This window comes from Rhizobium sp. S152 (assembly GCF_030380735.1).
Classification (GTDB): Bacteria; Pseudomonadota; Alphaproteobacteria; order Rhizobiales; family Rhizobiaceae; genus Rhizobium.
This window is the reverse complement of record NZ_JAUDRZ010000002.1, coordinates 378,085-392,448: the sequence shown is the minus strand read 5'-3', so window position 1 is coordinate 392,448 and position 14,364 is coordinate 378,085. Positions and strand designations below refer to the sequence as shown.

The window sequence follows — 14,364 nt, the reverse complement described above, 5'->3', positions numbered from 1 at the left end:
CCTATTCCTGTTGCAGCGCCTTCGCGACGCCGGCTTTGTCGAGCCGTCTAAGACAGGCCGCCGCCGATTCGCCAGCATGTGCTTCGTTTTCGATGAGACGGGCGAGCCTCTGTATAGCGGAATCGATGTCGCCGCCAGCGATGTATGCATCCGGCCGATCGGACGCCAGACCATCGAGGACGAGGCCGTAGCCGCTCTTGGTGCCGACGATGGTCAAAGCCCGCTGCTGATGCGCGCAGCCCTTGGCGCAGCCGGAGAGGTGCAGCGTCATCGATCCATCGAGCAAGACAGCAGCTGGCCTGGTGATCGCGGCCGCGAGCGATTTGGTATAATAATGACTGGACGCGCACGCCCCTGCCCCCGCGCAGGTCGCAATCCGCGCGGAAATATCGTCGGGGTCGGCCGAAAGGCCGTAGCCTTCGGCAATCTTGGCGACCGCCTCGGCTGCCTGCTCGTTGAGCCCTATTATAAAGAGTGCTCTTTCCGGCGCCGGCCTGACATCGGTGGCACCCAGCGCCTCCGCCGCCGTCAGGAAGCTGATGAGATCCGTCGCACGCAGCTGCCCGAAGCGCGGGCGCAAGCCAAGCACGACCCGCCCGTCGGAAAGTATGTGCTGGCCGATAGCGGGCTTGCTCGCTGTTGGCGCGGCGATGCCGATCTCATTCATGAGCGGAAATGCCTCGCACAGCAACTCACGGGTCAGATCACGGCCGCGCTTCTGCCTGCCAAGACTGAGCAGTAGACAGAGAACCCGGCCCACCGCCTCGACCGCATCATCCATGGACCCCACCGAAACGGGAACGGCCGTCCGCGCATCGCCGTTGACGGCAACCTGCCACCTATCCTGCGCGAGCGCGGTCACCCGGATATCGGCCTTGACCGCCGAAAGCCCAAAAGCTCCACCGCCATCGACGGTGATCGCTAGTTTGGGCGCCAGAGCCGGATGCAAAAGCGTCGGCGCGAGCCGCTCACGAATGCGTTGCTCCATATCCGCGGCATCGGCCAGTTCATCGGGGTCAATGCCGTGAAGCGTAGGCAATTCGATAGCGGGGCCGGCCGGAACGGAGATGCCGGCGGCGGTGACATCCGACGAAAGCGTCGCGATGGTTTCAGCGCGCACGCCGCGGATCTGCAGGCTGCCGCGCGCCGTGATCTCGATAATGCCGTTACCGGATCTAAAAGCCGCCAGGGCAAGCAGCCGGAATTGCCCGATCGTAAGATTGCCGGACGCGGGCCGCAGGCGGGCAAGCAGCCCATCGCCTGTCGGCATCGGCGCGCTCAATGTCGGGCAGGCACCGCGACGCATGGCCGGCGATACGCTGGCCACGCCCATATCTCGCGCACGCTGTTCCTTCAAAGTCATTGCCACAACCCCTTCGACACGTCCTTACATGATCGAAGCAATCAGCGCAAAACCATGACAGGGATCAAAGGTCGTCGAAATCTCGACCCTTGCGCAGAAGATAAATGTCCATGATCCAGCCATGGCGCGCACGCGCCTCGGCCCGGGTTCTGACGATCTCCTCGGAGATATCGCCGAGCCGGCCGGAGAGAATGATCTCGTCCTCGGTACCGAGATAGGCGCCCCAGAAGATTTCGGCGTCGGGATCGTCTATCTTGGAGAAGGCCTGTTCGCCATCGAGCATGACGATCATGCTTTCGCCGTGGTCCTTGTCGGCAAGCAATCGGCGCCCCGTCGTGATCTCTACGGGCTTGCCGATCAGGTTGACCGGGATCCGGTGGCTGGCGGCGAGCGCCTGGATGCTGGTTATGCCTGGAATGACGCTGAGTTCGAACTCCGGCGCTCCCGCGTGCCTGGCACGTTCGATGATGCGGATGGTGCTGTCATAGAGACTGGGATCGCCCCAGACGAGAAAGGCGCCCTTGCCGCCTTCCGGCAGGTCTCCGATTAGTCGGACATAGCGCTCAGCGATCGCCGCGTGCCATTCGTCGACGCTTCGCACATAGGTCCTGTCCTCCGTCGTGCGCTTCGGGATTGCGAATTCGACCAAGCCAGCTGCCGCGTTGGTGACATATCGCCTGCAGATTTCCCGGCGCACTTCTGCCAGCCTGTCCTTCTCTTCCCCTTTCGTTGGAATGAAAATCGCATCGGCCGCGTTCATGGCATTGATCGCCTGAATGGTAACGTGTTCCGGGTTCCCGGTTCCAATACCGATGATGCTGATGTGTCGCATGCGCCTCTCCTGCGGAGTTACCCCGCTTGTGACCGAGCGCAATCCTCTCCGCAAGTCCAAAGTATGCTCAGTCATATACCGGCAATTTTCATGGCGTCGCCGGAAAATACAGTGTAAATACAACTTACAATAGGAAAGTCGAATATGCGATCGTGATCGATCTCAATTCGCTTTAAATGACCTGCTCCAAGTGCAGATCAGGACGCTTTGATCCAATGTTGCGGAAGAACGGGGAAGTGACAGCGGAAACAAGCAGAGCGGAGCATGGCGGATTGGTTCACATCCTGCGGCGGGAACGCTTGCTCGTGGCCAGCATCAGCACCGCGCTCTTCTTTCTCTTCTACGCCGGACCGCTCTTTACGCTGCTTGAAAATCCGCTCTGGCTGACGGTCATATTCTTCTGGCTGTTTTCGGTCGTGCTGGCCTCGGCGCTGGCGGTCGTCCGCCATGCCGATCATCTGGCGGAACGGCTGGGTGAGCCCTACGGAACGCTGATCCTCACGCTCGCCATCACCTCGATCGAGGTAACCGCTATATCGGCGGTCATGTTTCATGGCGACAACAACCCGACGCTCGTCCGCGACACGCTGTTTGCCGTCGTCATGATCATCCTCAACGGCATGGTCGGTCTCTCGCTGCTCGTGGGCGGCTGGCGGCGGCATGAACAGCACCACAATCTGCAAGGGGCCAACGCCTATCTCGGGGTCATCGTACCGCTGGCGACACTCAGCATGATCATGCCGAATTTCACCCATCCAACCAACGGCCCCGCCTACTCGCCCATCCAGCAGACGGTGCTCGCCTTCATTTCGGTCGGGCTATATGGCGTCTTTCTTGCGTTGCAGACCGGCCGTCACCGTGGCTTTTTCATCGATGACAACATGGTCGCTGGTGAGCCTGCCCATCAAGACGGCAAACCAGGTTCGCTCTGGCCGACCATCATCCTGCTGTTCGCGCACATGGGGCTCGTGGTGTTTCTCGTCGAACAACTTGCGCCGCCGATCGATTACTTCATCGAAACGCTTCACGCACCGGCAGCGCTCGGCGGCGTTGCCATGGCCGTGCTCGTTGCCACACCCGAGGCGATCAGCGCCGTGCGCGCCTCCGTTGCCAATCACCTGCAGCGGTCGGTAAACATCTTCCTCGGATCGGTTCTCTCCACGATCGGCCTCACGGTTCCGGCCATGCTGATGATCAGCCATCTGAGCGGCCATCCCGTCGTGCTCGGCCTGGAGCACACCGACACCGTCATGCTGCTGTTGACGCTCGCGCTCAGCATCATAACCTTCGCCAGCGGCCGCACGCATCTCATGCAGGGCGCGGTGCATCTGGTCCTGTTCGTCGCGTACTTCCTGCTCATATTCGAAGGCCCGCGCTGATCTCAGGAGATTTCGCTTGCAGCTTGAGAGCCTGATCGAAAACTACGGCCTGGTGGCAATCCTGTTCGGTACCGCCTTCGAAGGCGAGACGGCGGCATTTTTGGGCGGTGTGGCGGCACACCGGCATTTACTGGGCTACGCGGCCGCATCGATTGCCGCCTCGGTTGGCTCATTCTGCGCCGATCAGACGTTTTTCTACGCCGGCCGATATATGCGCCGCTTCAAGATCGTTCAGCGGATCATCAGCAAGCCTGCCGTACGACAAGTGAACGCATTGCATGAAGGCCACCCAACCGGCTTTATCCTTGCCTTTCGGTTCCTCCCCGGCCTGCGCACCATCAGCCCGGTTGTGATCGGCACCACAACGATACCAGCAGCACGTTTTCTCATCCTGAATGCCGTGGCCGCTATCGTCTGGGGACAACTCTTTGTCGGCGTCGGCTATTTGTTCGGCCAGGCTGTCGAGAGCCTGCTGGGTCGGCTGTCGCTGCATCTCCACCTGCTGATCGCACTCGCCGCCGCGTTTGCCTTGCTGGTCGCCGGCTTTGCCATCCGCAGATACCGGGCGACCGGCTGACCAGCATACGCCGTGCGGGATCATAAATTGCTTTTCAGCTTCTCGATTTACGCGCTTTACTAGAATATCTGATTTCGCTTATCCTCGATCTCAGAGGGGGCGCGTCTATGACGGCGTTGGAAACCGGAGGGATCGTAGCGGTACTGCTGGCTGGCGCGACGCTTGCCGGCGCCTGGACGAGCCGTCACCTGCCCCACCATCATCTGTCGACGGAATCGAAGGACGCGATAAAACTTGCGACAGCCGTGGTCGGAACGCTCTCTGCTCTGGCGCTCGGCTTTCTCGTGGCATCCGCCAAATCCCGCTTCGACGACGCCGAGACCGAATTGCGGGGATCGGGCGCGCGCCTCGTGCTCCTCGACCGCATCATGGCGCAATACGGGTCCGAGACGGCGGACGCGCGCAAACAGCTCGCGAAGCTGGTGGCAAACCGGATCGCCGACGGCTGGGATGTCTCTGGTGGGGGTGAGCCCCGAAGCGTCTTGGCCGACGATCTCGGTATCGAGCCCGTCCAGCGGCAACTCAGGTTGCTCAGCCCGCAAAACGACGTCCAATCTCTCATCAAGGCGCGAGCGCTGGAGGTCAGCGGCGCCATTGCCGAAGCTCACTGGCTGGTGCTCGAAAGCGGCAACGAGGGTCTGCCGACCGCCTTCCTTGTCGTGCTGACGTTCTGGCTGACCGTCATCTTCTACACGTTCGGACTGCTATCGCCTCACAACGCGACCGTCATATCGATCATCACGGTCTGCGCGCTGTCAGTCGGCGGCGCGATTTTCATCGTCAATGACATGGCCCACCCCTATGGCGGGCTGATCTACGTCTCGGACGAGCCCTTGCGCATCGCATTGTCGCGCATGGGTCACCAGTAAGTTTGAGCGAGCGCTTCGATTGGTCGAACGTTCGCACCGCATGTGGATGCACTTGTCCAACGTGATTTAACCGTAACGTACTTTCGCGGCTTTTTCGGCACTGCTTTCCTACCGCACAAGGACTGATCGAGCGCGAAGTATTACTGACCTTTTGAGAATGGACCGGGTTTGCGAATAACCTGAAATCACAACTGCCGGAGGCAGAGAAGACGATGCTCAACGGATGGCATGAACGGCTACTGCTCATTCTCGGCCTCACGGCGACCGCCGCGGTTTCCTCCTGCGACAGTGACAACAAATATGTCGCCCCACCCCCGCCCGTGGTGCATGTGGCAATGCCCTTGAAGCAAACCGTCAATCAGTATCTGGAGCTGACGGGCAACACCGTGGCAGTCAACTCCGTCGATATCGAAGCCCGCGTACAAGGCTTCCTGACATCCATCGACTATCAGGATGGCACGGCAGTCAAGAAGGGCGATCAGCTCTTCAGCATCCAGCGGGACGCCTACGAGGCGCAGCTGGAACAGGCCAAAGCATCGCTCGCCTCGGCGCAGGCCTCGCAGGTCGGCGCACAGCAGGAGTACGACCGGCAGATCAATCTATCTCGCCAGCAGGTGACCACGCAGACCAGCGTCGATTCCGCCCGGGCGCAACTGGACGAGGCAAACGCCAACATCCTCAATGCCAAGGCCGGGCTGGATATCGCGACAATCAATCTCGGTTACACCACGGTTTCCGCGCCTTTCGACGGCCGGGCGACCAATCACCTTGTCGATGTCGGCGCACTGGTCGGCGTCTCCGGCCCGACCAAGCTCGCGTCGCTCGTGCAGATGGACCCGCTGAATGTCTACTTCAACGTCAGCGAGGCGCAGGTCTTGGCCATCCGGCAGGAACTGGTGAGGCAGGGGCGGACCCTGCAGCAAATCGACCTGCCGAACATCGTGGTCGAGATCGGACTGCAGAGCGAAGAGGGTTATCCGCACAAGGGACATCTCGACTATGCCGCGCCGGAGGTCGATGCCTCGACCGGCACGCTTTCGGTGCGCGGCGTGTTCGAAAACCGCGATCAGTCGCTGCTGCCAGGATTGTTCGTTCGAGTCCGCGTTTCCGTCGGTCGCCGCGACAACATGCTGCTGGTCCCCGATACGGCGATAGGTACCAACCAGCAGGGCAGCTATCTCCTCGTCGTCGGCGAGGACAACGTGCTGAAGCAAAGGCCGGTCAAGACAGGACAGCGAGACGGTTCGCTGCGCGTAATCGAGGCCGGGCTTGAGCCGCAGGATCTGGTCGTCGTCCAGGGTACGCAGCAGGCGGCGCCCGGCGCGAAGGTCGAGCCACAGAAGGTCGAGATTGCATCGGCGGAAACACCGCCGACGCCTCCTGCGAAAGCGACGACGCCATGATCTTCCCCGTGAACGCTTGAGGCGACCACCATGATCTCCCGCTTCTTCATCGACAGGCCCGTGCTGGCAAACGTACTCGCCCTCGTTATCATCCTGATCGGCGCGGTGGCCGTGTTCCAGCTGCCGGTCGCGCAGTATCCCAACGTCGTGCCGCCGACCGTGCAGGTGACGACGCGCTATCCCGGCGCCAGCGCCCAGACGCTGATCGAGACAGTCGCACTGCCGATCGAACAGCAGGTCAACGGCGTGCAGGACATGCTCTACATGCAGTCGACGAGCGCCAGCGACGGAACCTATTCGCTGATCGTCACCTTCGCGATCGGAACCGATGGCGACCAGGCGCAGGTGCTGGTGCAAAACCGCGTGGCGATCGCCATGTCGTCACTGCCGCAGGCCGTACAGTTGCAGGGCGTGACGACGCAGAAGAAATCGACCTCCATCCTCGGCTTCATCGGCCTCACCTCTCCCGATAACCGCTACGACAGCCTGTTTCTCTCCAACTACGCGGTCATCAACCTGCAGAACGAACTTGCCCGCCTTCCGGGCGTCGGTGGCGTCAGCGTGCTCGGCGCCGGCCAATATGCGATGCGGATATGGATGGATCCGAACCTGTTGCAGGCGAGAAGCCTGACGCCGCAAGACGTCATCAACGTCGTCCAGCAGCAGAGCCAGGACGTTCCCGCGGGCCAGGTCGGCCTGCCGCCGGTGCCGGCGGGACAGAACTTTCAGTACACGCTCAACATCAACGGCAGGCTCAGCGACGCGCCCGACTACGACAACATCATCGTCAAGGTCGATCCCGACGATGGCGGACGCATCACCCGTGTCCGCGATATCGGTCGGGTGGAGCTTGGAGCGCAAACCTACAGCCAGTCCTTCACCTTCAACGGCCAGGCTGCGGCGGGCATAGCGATCTATCAGCTGCCCGAGGCCAATGCGATCTCCGTTGCCAAGGAGGTCTATGCCAAGATGGATGAGCTGGCGAAGTCCTTCCCCGAAGGTCTTGCCTACAAGGTGCCGTTCGACACGACCAAGTTCGTGACGGCGTCGATCGACGAAGTCTATGTCACGCTGATCGAAGCCGGCCTTCTCGTGTTGATCGTGATCCTGATCTTCCTGCAGGACTGGCGGGCAACGCTCATCCCCGCGACCACCGTACCGGTCACGATCATCGGTGCCTTCGCCGCCATGGCCGCGCTCGGCTTCACGGTCAACCTCTCGACGCTCTTTGCCATCGTGCTTGCGATCGGCATCGTCGTCGACGACGCGATCGTCATCGTCGAGGGTGTCGCGCGCAACATGGAGGCCGGCATGTCCCGCAAGGAGGCGGCGGGCAAGGCCATGGACCAGTTGTTCGGACCGATCGTCGGCATCACGCTCGTGCTGATGGCTGTTTTCGTGCCGGCCGCATTCCTGCCGGGGCTGACGGGCCAGCTCTACCGGCAATTCGCGCTCGTCATCGCCGCCACCGCCTTCATCAGCGCCGTCAGCGCCATGACGCTCAATCCGACGCAATGTGCGCTCTGGCTTCGGCCGCCGGTTCCGAACGAGAAGAAGAACTTCTTCTTCCGCGGCTTCAACCGGATCTATGACAGCGCGGAGCGCGGATATACCCGTGTAATCGGCGGCCTGGCGCGCCACAGCTTTATCGCCGTCATCGTGGCGCTGGCGCTCATGGCTACGGCGATCTGGGGGCTCACGCGGCTGCCGACAGGCTTCCTGCCGCTTGAGGACCAGGGCTATGTGCTGATCAGCGCCCAGCTTCCCGACGGAGCCTCGAAAGAGCGAACCGATGCTGTCATGGCCGATGTGAGCAAGATCGCGCGCGATACGCCCGGCGTCAGTGACGTGCTGACGATCAGCGGCATGTCGGTCCTCGACAACAGTGCCAGCCTGCCGAACGCCGGCGTCGCCTATGTCGTTCTCAGCGACTGGGATATCCGCAACAAAGAGAAGGGACAGGATCTCCTGTCGATCTACCAGCACCTCAATGGTTCGCTGAAAAACCTGTTGTCGGCCAAGACCAACGTCCTCGTACCGCCGCCGATCCAAGGCGTCGGCAATGCTAACGGCTTCACGATGCAGGTGGAACTGCGTGACGGGAATTTCGACTATGCACTGCTTCAGACACTCGCGGATACGATTGTTCGCAACGGCGGCACGCAATCCTCGCTACAGGCGGTCGGATCGCCTTTCCGCGCCCAGACGCCGCAATTCTCAGTCGTGGTCAACCGCATCAAGGCGGAGACGCTGGGCATCTCGGTCGGTCAGGTGTTCTCGGCGCTATCAGGCTATGTCGGATCGAGTTATGTTGGCCAGTTCAGCAAGTTCGGGCGGACGTTCCAGGTCTATGTGCAGGCGGCGCCGGATTTTCGCGTAAGCTCCCAGGATATCAAGAACCTGAAGGTGAAGGCGGGTGACGGAACCATGGTGCCGCTCGGCACGGTGATCGATATCACCGACACGCAGGGGCCGTCGCTGATCAGCCTCTACAATCTATACCCGACCGCTACCATCGTCGGCGGCTCGGCGGCCGGCTTCAGTTCCGGCCAGGCGCTCGCCGTCATGGAGCAGATCGCCAACCAGACGCTGCCCCCGGGGGCGGGCTTCGAGTGGACCGCGCTGTCCTATCAGGAGAAAGCGGTGGGGTCGCAAATCTACTTCGTCTTCGGGCTTGCCATGCTGCTCGTCTATTTCGTGCTGGCGGGGCAGTATGAAAGCTGGCTCCTGCCGCTCGCCGTGCTTCTCGCCGTGCCGCTCGCGCTGCTCGGCACGGTGGGGGCGCTGACAAGCTTTCATGTCGCCAACAACCTCTACACGCAGATCGGCCTGATCCTGCTGATCGCCCTGTCGTCCAAGAACGCCATCCTGATCGTTGAATATGCGCGCGAGAAGCGCGCGGAGGGAATGGAAATCGTCGAGGCCGCGATCGAGGCGGCCCGCCTTCGCTTTCGTCCGATCCTGATGACATCCTTCGCATTCATCCTGGGGGTTCTTCCGCTGGTTCTCGCGACCGGCGCCGGCGCCTCCGCGCGCAAGTCGATTGGCATCTCAGTGTTCAGCGGCATGCTGGCCTCGACCTGCCTTGCCGTTCTCTTCGTACCGGCGTTCTATGTAGTGCTTCAAAGGATCGAAGAGTGGCGCGGCGCGCGAAGGAGCGCGGCCCAACCGCCGTCGACACCGGAAACTGCGGCATAAACAGGCGATGCCGAATTCTTGGGCACGAGTATCATCTTTTCAGCGGAAAATTTATCATTCGATAAATTTTTGACCATTTGATAAATTTATGGCCGGTGGGCGCTTCGCGGCCTTTGATTTTCGTTTGCTTTTCTCAACTGGCACGCAAACTGCATCCAATTCACCGAACCCTAGACGGCAAGGCCGTTCGCTCAATCAGGAGAGCAACATGGAAATCGGTGTCTTCATCCCAATCGGGAACAATGGCTGGCTGCTGTCGGAAAATGCCCCGCAGTACAAGCCGAGCTTCGAACTCAACAAGGAAATTACGCTCAAGGCGGAAAAGTATGGCTTCGATTTCGCGTTGTCGATGATCAAGCTGCGCGGCTTCGGCGGCAAGACCGAATTCTGGGATTACAATCTCGAATCCTTCACGCTGATGGCCGGGCTTGCGGCAGTGACTTCGAAGATCAAGCTTTTCGGCACGGCCGCCACGCTGGTCATGCCGCCGGCCATCGTCGCGCGTATGGCCACCACGATCGACAGCATTTCCGGCGGCCGCTTCGGCGTCAATCTGGTCACGGGCTGGCAGCGGCCGGAATACAGCCAGATGGGCCTGTGGCCGGGCGACGATTATTTCGGCGACCGCTACGAATATCTCGGCGAATATACGACCGTCCTCAAGGACCTGCTGACGACGGGCCAGTCCGATCTCAAGGGCAAGTTCTTCCAGATGGACGATTGCCGCATGAAGCCGGTTCCGGAAAGCGTCAAGCTGATCTGCGCTGGGTCCTCCGACAAGGGCATGGCCTTTTCGGCCAAATACGCCGACTACAGCTTCTGCTTCGGTGTCGGCGTCAACACACCGAAGGCCTTCGCGTCCACCAACGAACGTCTGCTGGCGGCTACCGAAAAGACCGGCCGCGACGTGCGTTCCTTCGTGCTGACCATGATCCTTGCGGAGGAGAAATCGGAAGACGCCTGGGCGAAGTGGGAGCACTACAAGGCGGGCGCCGACGAGGAGGCCATCAAATGGCTCGGCCTGCAGAGTGCGGCCGATACCAAGTCCGGCTCGGACACCAACGTCCGCCATATGTCGAACCCGGTTTCCGCGGTCAACATCAACATGGGTACGCTGATCGGCTCCTACGAGGAAGTCGCGGCGATGCTGGACGAGATGGCCGAAGTGCCCGGCACCGGCGGCGTGATGCTGACGTTCGACGACTTCGTCGAGGGCGTCGAGAAATTCGGCAGATACGTTCAGCCGCTGATGAAGAGCCGCCGCCATGTGGCCGAAATGCTGGAGGCCGCCGAATGAGCGTCGCACCCGTCGGATACGAGGCGCCGCTCGAGCGCACGCAAAGCGTCACCCTCCCTGCCCGCCCCGAGCCGATCACCTTGAAGCCGAGCGAGACTGCCGTCGTCGTCGTCGATATGCAGAACGCCTACTCGACCGAAGGCGGCTACGTCGATCTGGCCGGCTTCGACATCTCCGGCGCCAAGGGCACGATATCGAACATCAAGAAAACGCTGGATGCGGCGCGCGCCGCCAGCGTCCAGGTCATCTATTTCCAAAACGGCTGGGACAAGGATTATGTCGAGGCTGGTGGGCCGGGATCGCCGAATTACCACAAGTCGAATGCGCTCAAGCACATGCGCGCCAATCCGGAACTACAGGGACAGCTACTCGCCAAAGGCACCTGGGATTACGCCATCGTCGACGAGTTGCAGCCGCAGCCGGGTGACATCCTCGTTCCGAAGACCCGCTATAGCGGTTTCTTCAACACCAATATGGACAGCGTGCTGCGCGCCCGCGGCATCCGCAACCTCGTCTTCGTCGGCATCGCCACCAATGTCTGTGTCGAGAGCTCGCTGCGCGATGCCTTCCACCTCGAATATTTCGGCGTGATGCTGGAGGACGCGACCCATCATCTCGGTCCCGACTTCATCCAGCAGGCGACGGTCTACAACGTCGAGAAGTTCTTCGGCTGGGTCGCCACCGTCAATGACTTCTGCGGCGTCATCAGCCAAGCGGCGCCCGCGAAAGCCTGATCCCATACATCCAAGGAGAAAAGACGTTATGCCGAAATCCATTATCGTCCCCGAGGGAACGCAGAAGCCGATCGCCCCCTATTCGCCCGGAACGCTCGCCGATGGCATCGTGTATGTGTCCGGCACCCTGCCCTTCGACAAGAACAACGACGTCGTCCATGTCGGCGACGCCGGCGCCCAGACCCGCCATGTGCTCGAGATCATCAAGTCGGTGATAGAGACGGCAGGCGGCACGATGGAAGACGTGACGATGAACCACATCTTCGTCACCGACTGGGCGAATTACCAGGCCGTCAACGCCGTCTATGCCGAGTATTTCCCCGGCGACAAGCCGGCTCGCTATTGCGTTCAGTGCGGCCTGGTGAAGCCCGACGCGCTGGTCGAGATCGCCACCGTTGCCCATATCGGCAAGAAGTAAGCGAGATGCATTTCGACGTTCATGGCCGGACCGAAGCCGATGCCCGCACGATCATCCTGTCGTCGGGCCTCGGCGGCTCCGGTGGCTACTGGGCGCCTCAGATCGAGGCGCTCTCGGCGGAATACCGGATCTTGACTTATGATCACCGAGGAACCGGCCGCAGCGGCGGCGAGGTGCCTGAGGCGGCCGGGATCACCGCCATGGCCGACGATGTGCTGGAGATTGCCGATCGACTGAAGCTTGAACGCTTCGATTTCATGGGACATGCCCTTGGCGGCCTGATCGGCCTCGATATCGCCCTGCGCCGCTCTGACTTGATCGAACGTCTTGTTCTCGTCAACGCTTGGAGCAAAGCCGATCCGCATTCCGGCCGATGCTTCGACGTTCGCATCGCGTTGCTGGAACACGCAGGCGTCTCGGCCTTCGTCAAGGCGCAGCCACTGTTTCTCTATCCCGCTGTCTGGATGTCCGAGAATGCCGAACGAATGGATGCCGACGAACGGCACGGCGTTGCGACCTTCCAGGGCAAGACCAATATCCTGCGGCGGATCGCAGCCCTGCGCGCCTTCGACATCGATGAACGGCTTTCGGAGATCGAGATCCCGACACTTGTCGTTGGCACCCGCGACGATCTGCTGGTGCCTTACACCCGTTCCCTGAGGCTGGCCGAACGCTTGCCGAATGGTGAACTCGCCTTGACCGATTTCGGCGGCCACGCGGTCAATGTCGTGCAGCCGGATTCGTTCAACGACACCGTCCTGCGCTTCCTGCGCGCGACGCCGAAGACATATGAACAGTAGTACTGGCGATGTCAGACAAGACAGCTCTCGAAAACCGCATGCCCGCCGTTGAGCTTCGAAGACGCATCCGCCATAAGCAGGCTCGCTTGCAGAAGGAGATTTGAATGTCGGTTTCACCGTTGCCCACGGCCACCGCAACCGCACCTTCAACGAAAGACATGAAGCAGGAATATCGTGATGCCATGGCGCGTCTCGGTGCCGCGGTCCATATCGTTACCACCGATGGTCCGGCCGGCGTTGCGGGTTTCGCGGCAACCGCCGTCTGCAGCGTCACCGACAGCCCGCCGACATTGTTGGTCTGCCTTAATCGCTCATCGTCTGCCTACGCCGCCGTCGCCGCCAACGGCGTCGTATGCGTCAACACGCTGGAGGGAGAGCACGCGGATCTGAGCCGCCTCTTCGGCGGCAAGACGCCGGTCAAGGAGCGCTTCGAAGGCGCGACCTGGTCGAAGCTGGCGACGGGCGCTCCGGTGCTCGAAAATGCGCTCATGTCGTTCGACTGCGAGATCAAGACCGTGGCCGATGGCGGCACGCACGACATTCTCATCTGCGAGGTGACCGCCATCTGCGAGAACGACGGCGGCCAGGCCCTGATCTACTTCAACCGCGACTATCACGTGCTGTAAGAGGCCGAACCGGTCTCAATACTGCTCGATATCGCCGGTTTCCGATTGCGCGAGCGTCAATGGATAGCGCTCAGGATGATGGATGAGCGCCGTCAGGTTGACCGGCCTGTTCCGATCGTCGAAGGCGATCTGATCGACGGTCAGGACTGCTGCAGGCGGCTGAAGGTCCAGCATGCCCGCCTCTTCAGTCGAAGCGAGCCGCGCGCTCAGCGTCGTCTGTCCGCGGGCGGGATGGATATGATGATGATTGCGCAACTCTGCGTAAAGCGAACGGTTTCCCATCGACCAATCGAGATCCAGAAGCCCGGGAAAACGCCCCGCCGGCAGCCAGTCGGTCTGGATGACGACAGGCACGTCGTCCAGCAGTCTCAACCGCGACAACACGACCACATCCGCGCCCGGCGGCAGAAACAGCGGACGGCTGATTTCCAGCGGTGCGCGGATGATCCGCGCCTCGATCAGCCGGTTTCCCGGCACCCGGCCGTTCGAGACGGCCGTGCTTGTAAAGCTCTTCAGTACCTGCAGTTCGAACCCGCCGCTGTGTTCGGCGACGTACAGGCCCTTGCCCGGCTGGCTGGTCACCACGCCCTGCTGCATCAGTTCGCGGATCGCATGGCGGATGGTGATGCGGCTGACATCGAAGAGATCGACCAATTCGCGCTCGGAAGGCAGCTTTCCACGTAGCGGCAGCTTGCCGTTTCGGATCGAGGTCAGAAGCGCGTCATATACTTGCTTGTGGAGTGGCCGGGGATCCTCACGATCCACCAGACTTTGCGGCATGCCGGATAGCGAGGTTTCCAGTTGCCGCTTGTTCAAATCATATCTTCCTCTGCTGACGGTCTCGGATTCACTCTCCACGTAAAACTCG

At 61.2% G+C, this 14,364-nt stretch carries 13 protein-coding genes; 10 read left to right on the top strand and 3 right to left on the bottom strand.

What is annotated here, in order from left to right:
* Window position 1: 1 nt before the first annotated feature.
* Both cobG and cobF read right to left on the bottom strand, forming a co-directional pair.
* Window positions 2-1,363 (bottom strand): precorrin-3B synthase, encoded by a 1,362-nt coding sequence (gene cobG / locus QTL95_RS03055; protein ID WP_289718484.1) that lies wholly within the window; start codon window positions 1,361-1,363, stop codon window positions 2-4.
* Window positions 1,364-1,427: 64 nt separating this feature from the next.
* Complete coding sequence (cobF, locus tag QTL95_RS03050) at window positions 1,428-2,195, bottom strand: precorrin-6A synthase (deacetylating) (RefSeq protein WP_289718483.1); 768 nt, start codon at window positions 2,193-2,195, stop codon at window positions 1,428-1,430.
* Window positions 2,196-2,410: 215 nt separating this feature from the next.
* Here cobF and QTL95_RS03045 point away from each other — a divergent pair, with 215 nt between their 5' ends.
* The 10 genes from QTL95_RS03045 (at window position 2,411) to QTL95_RS03000 (ending at window position 13,496) form a co-directional block, all read left to right on the top strand.
* Window positions 2,411-3,574: a calcium:proton antiporter gene (locus QTL95_RS03045; RefSeq protein WP_442981246.1), complete on the top strand. Its 1,164-nt coding sequence runs from the start codon at window positions 2,411-2,413 to the stop codon at window positions 3,572-3,574.
* A 16-nt stretch (window positions 3,575-3,590) separates the two neighbouring features.
* The gene (locus QTL95_RS03040) at window positions 3,591-4,151 is read left to right on the top strand and encodes a DedA family protein (protein ID WP_289718481.1); all 561 of its coding nucleotides are present in this window, start codon (window positions 3,591-3,593) and stop codon (window positions 4,149-4,151) included.
* Window positions 4,152-4,258: 107 nt separating this feature from the next.
* Window positions 4,259-5,020 (top strand): bestrophin-like domain, encoded by a 762-nt coding sequence (locus QTL95_RS03035; protein ID WP_289718480.1) that lies wholly within the window; start codon window positions 4,259-4,261, stop codon window positions 5,018-5,020.
* Window positions 5,021-5,232: 212 nt separating this feature from the next.
* Entirely contained in the window at window positions 5,233-6,423 is a 1,191-nt protein-coding gene (locus QTL95_RS03030) for an efflux RND transporter periplasmic adaptor subunit (protein WP_289718479.1), read from the top strand.
* 30 nt (window positions 6,424-6,453) lie between these two features.
* Window positions 6,454-9,621 (top strand): efflux RND transporter permease subunit, encoded by a 3,168-nt coding sequence (locus tag QTL95_RS03025; protein ID WP_289718478.1) that lies wholly within the window; start codon window positions 6,454-6,456, stop codon window positions 9,619-9,621.
* Between the two features lie 208 nt (window positions 9,622-9,829).
* On the top strand, window positions 9,830-10,918 hold the full coding sequence (rutA, locus tag QTL95_RS03020; RefSeq protein WP_289718477.1) for a pyrimidine utilization protein A: 1,089 nt from the start codon (window positions 9,830-9,832) through the stop codon (window positions 10,916-10,918).
* Window positions 10,915-11,652, top strand: a complete 738-nt coding sequence (rutB, locus tag QTL95_RS03015; protein WP_289718476.1) for a pyrimidine utilization protein B — start codon at window positions 10,915-10,917, stop codon at window positions 11,650-11,652. The genes rutA and rutB overlap by 4 nt, the downstream gene beginning before the upstream one ends.
* A 28-nt stretch (window positions 11,653-11,680) precedes the next feature.
* Window positions 11,681-12,070, top strand: a complete 390-nt coding sequence (gene rutC / locus QTL95_RS03010; protein ID WP_111565069.1) for a pyrimidine utilization protein C — start codon at window positions 11,681-11,683, stop codon at window positions 12,068-12,070.
* Between the two features lie 5 nt (window positions 12,071-12,075).
* Window positions 12,076-12,870: a pyrimidine utilization protein D gene (rutD, locus tag QTL95_RS03005; protein ID WP_289718475.1), complete on the top strand. Its 795-nt coding sequence runs from the start codon at window positions 12,076-12,078 to the stop codon at window positions 12,868-12,870.
* 158 nt (window positions 12,871-13,028) lie between these two features.
* The gene (locus tag QTL95_RS03000; protein WP_289718795.1) at window positions 13,029-13,496 is read left to right on the top strand and encodes a flavin reductase; all 468 of its coding nucleotides are present in this window, start codon (window positions 13,029-13,031) and stop codon (window positions 13,494-13,496) included.
* A 15-nt stretch (window positions 13,497-13,511) separates the two neighbouring features.
* Here QTL95_RS03000 and QTL95_RS02995 read toward each other — a convergent pair whose 3' ends face one another.
* Complete coding sequence (locus QTL95_RS02995) at window positions 13,512-14,276, bottom strand: GntR family transcriptional regulator (RefSeq protein ID WP_289718794.1); 765 nt, start codon at window positions 14,274-14,276, stop codon at window positions 13,512-13,514.
* Between the last annotated feature and the right edge of the window lie 88 nt (window positions 14,277-14,364).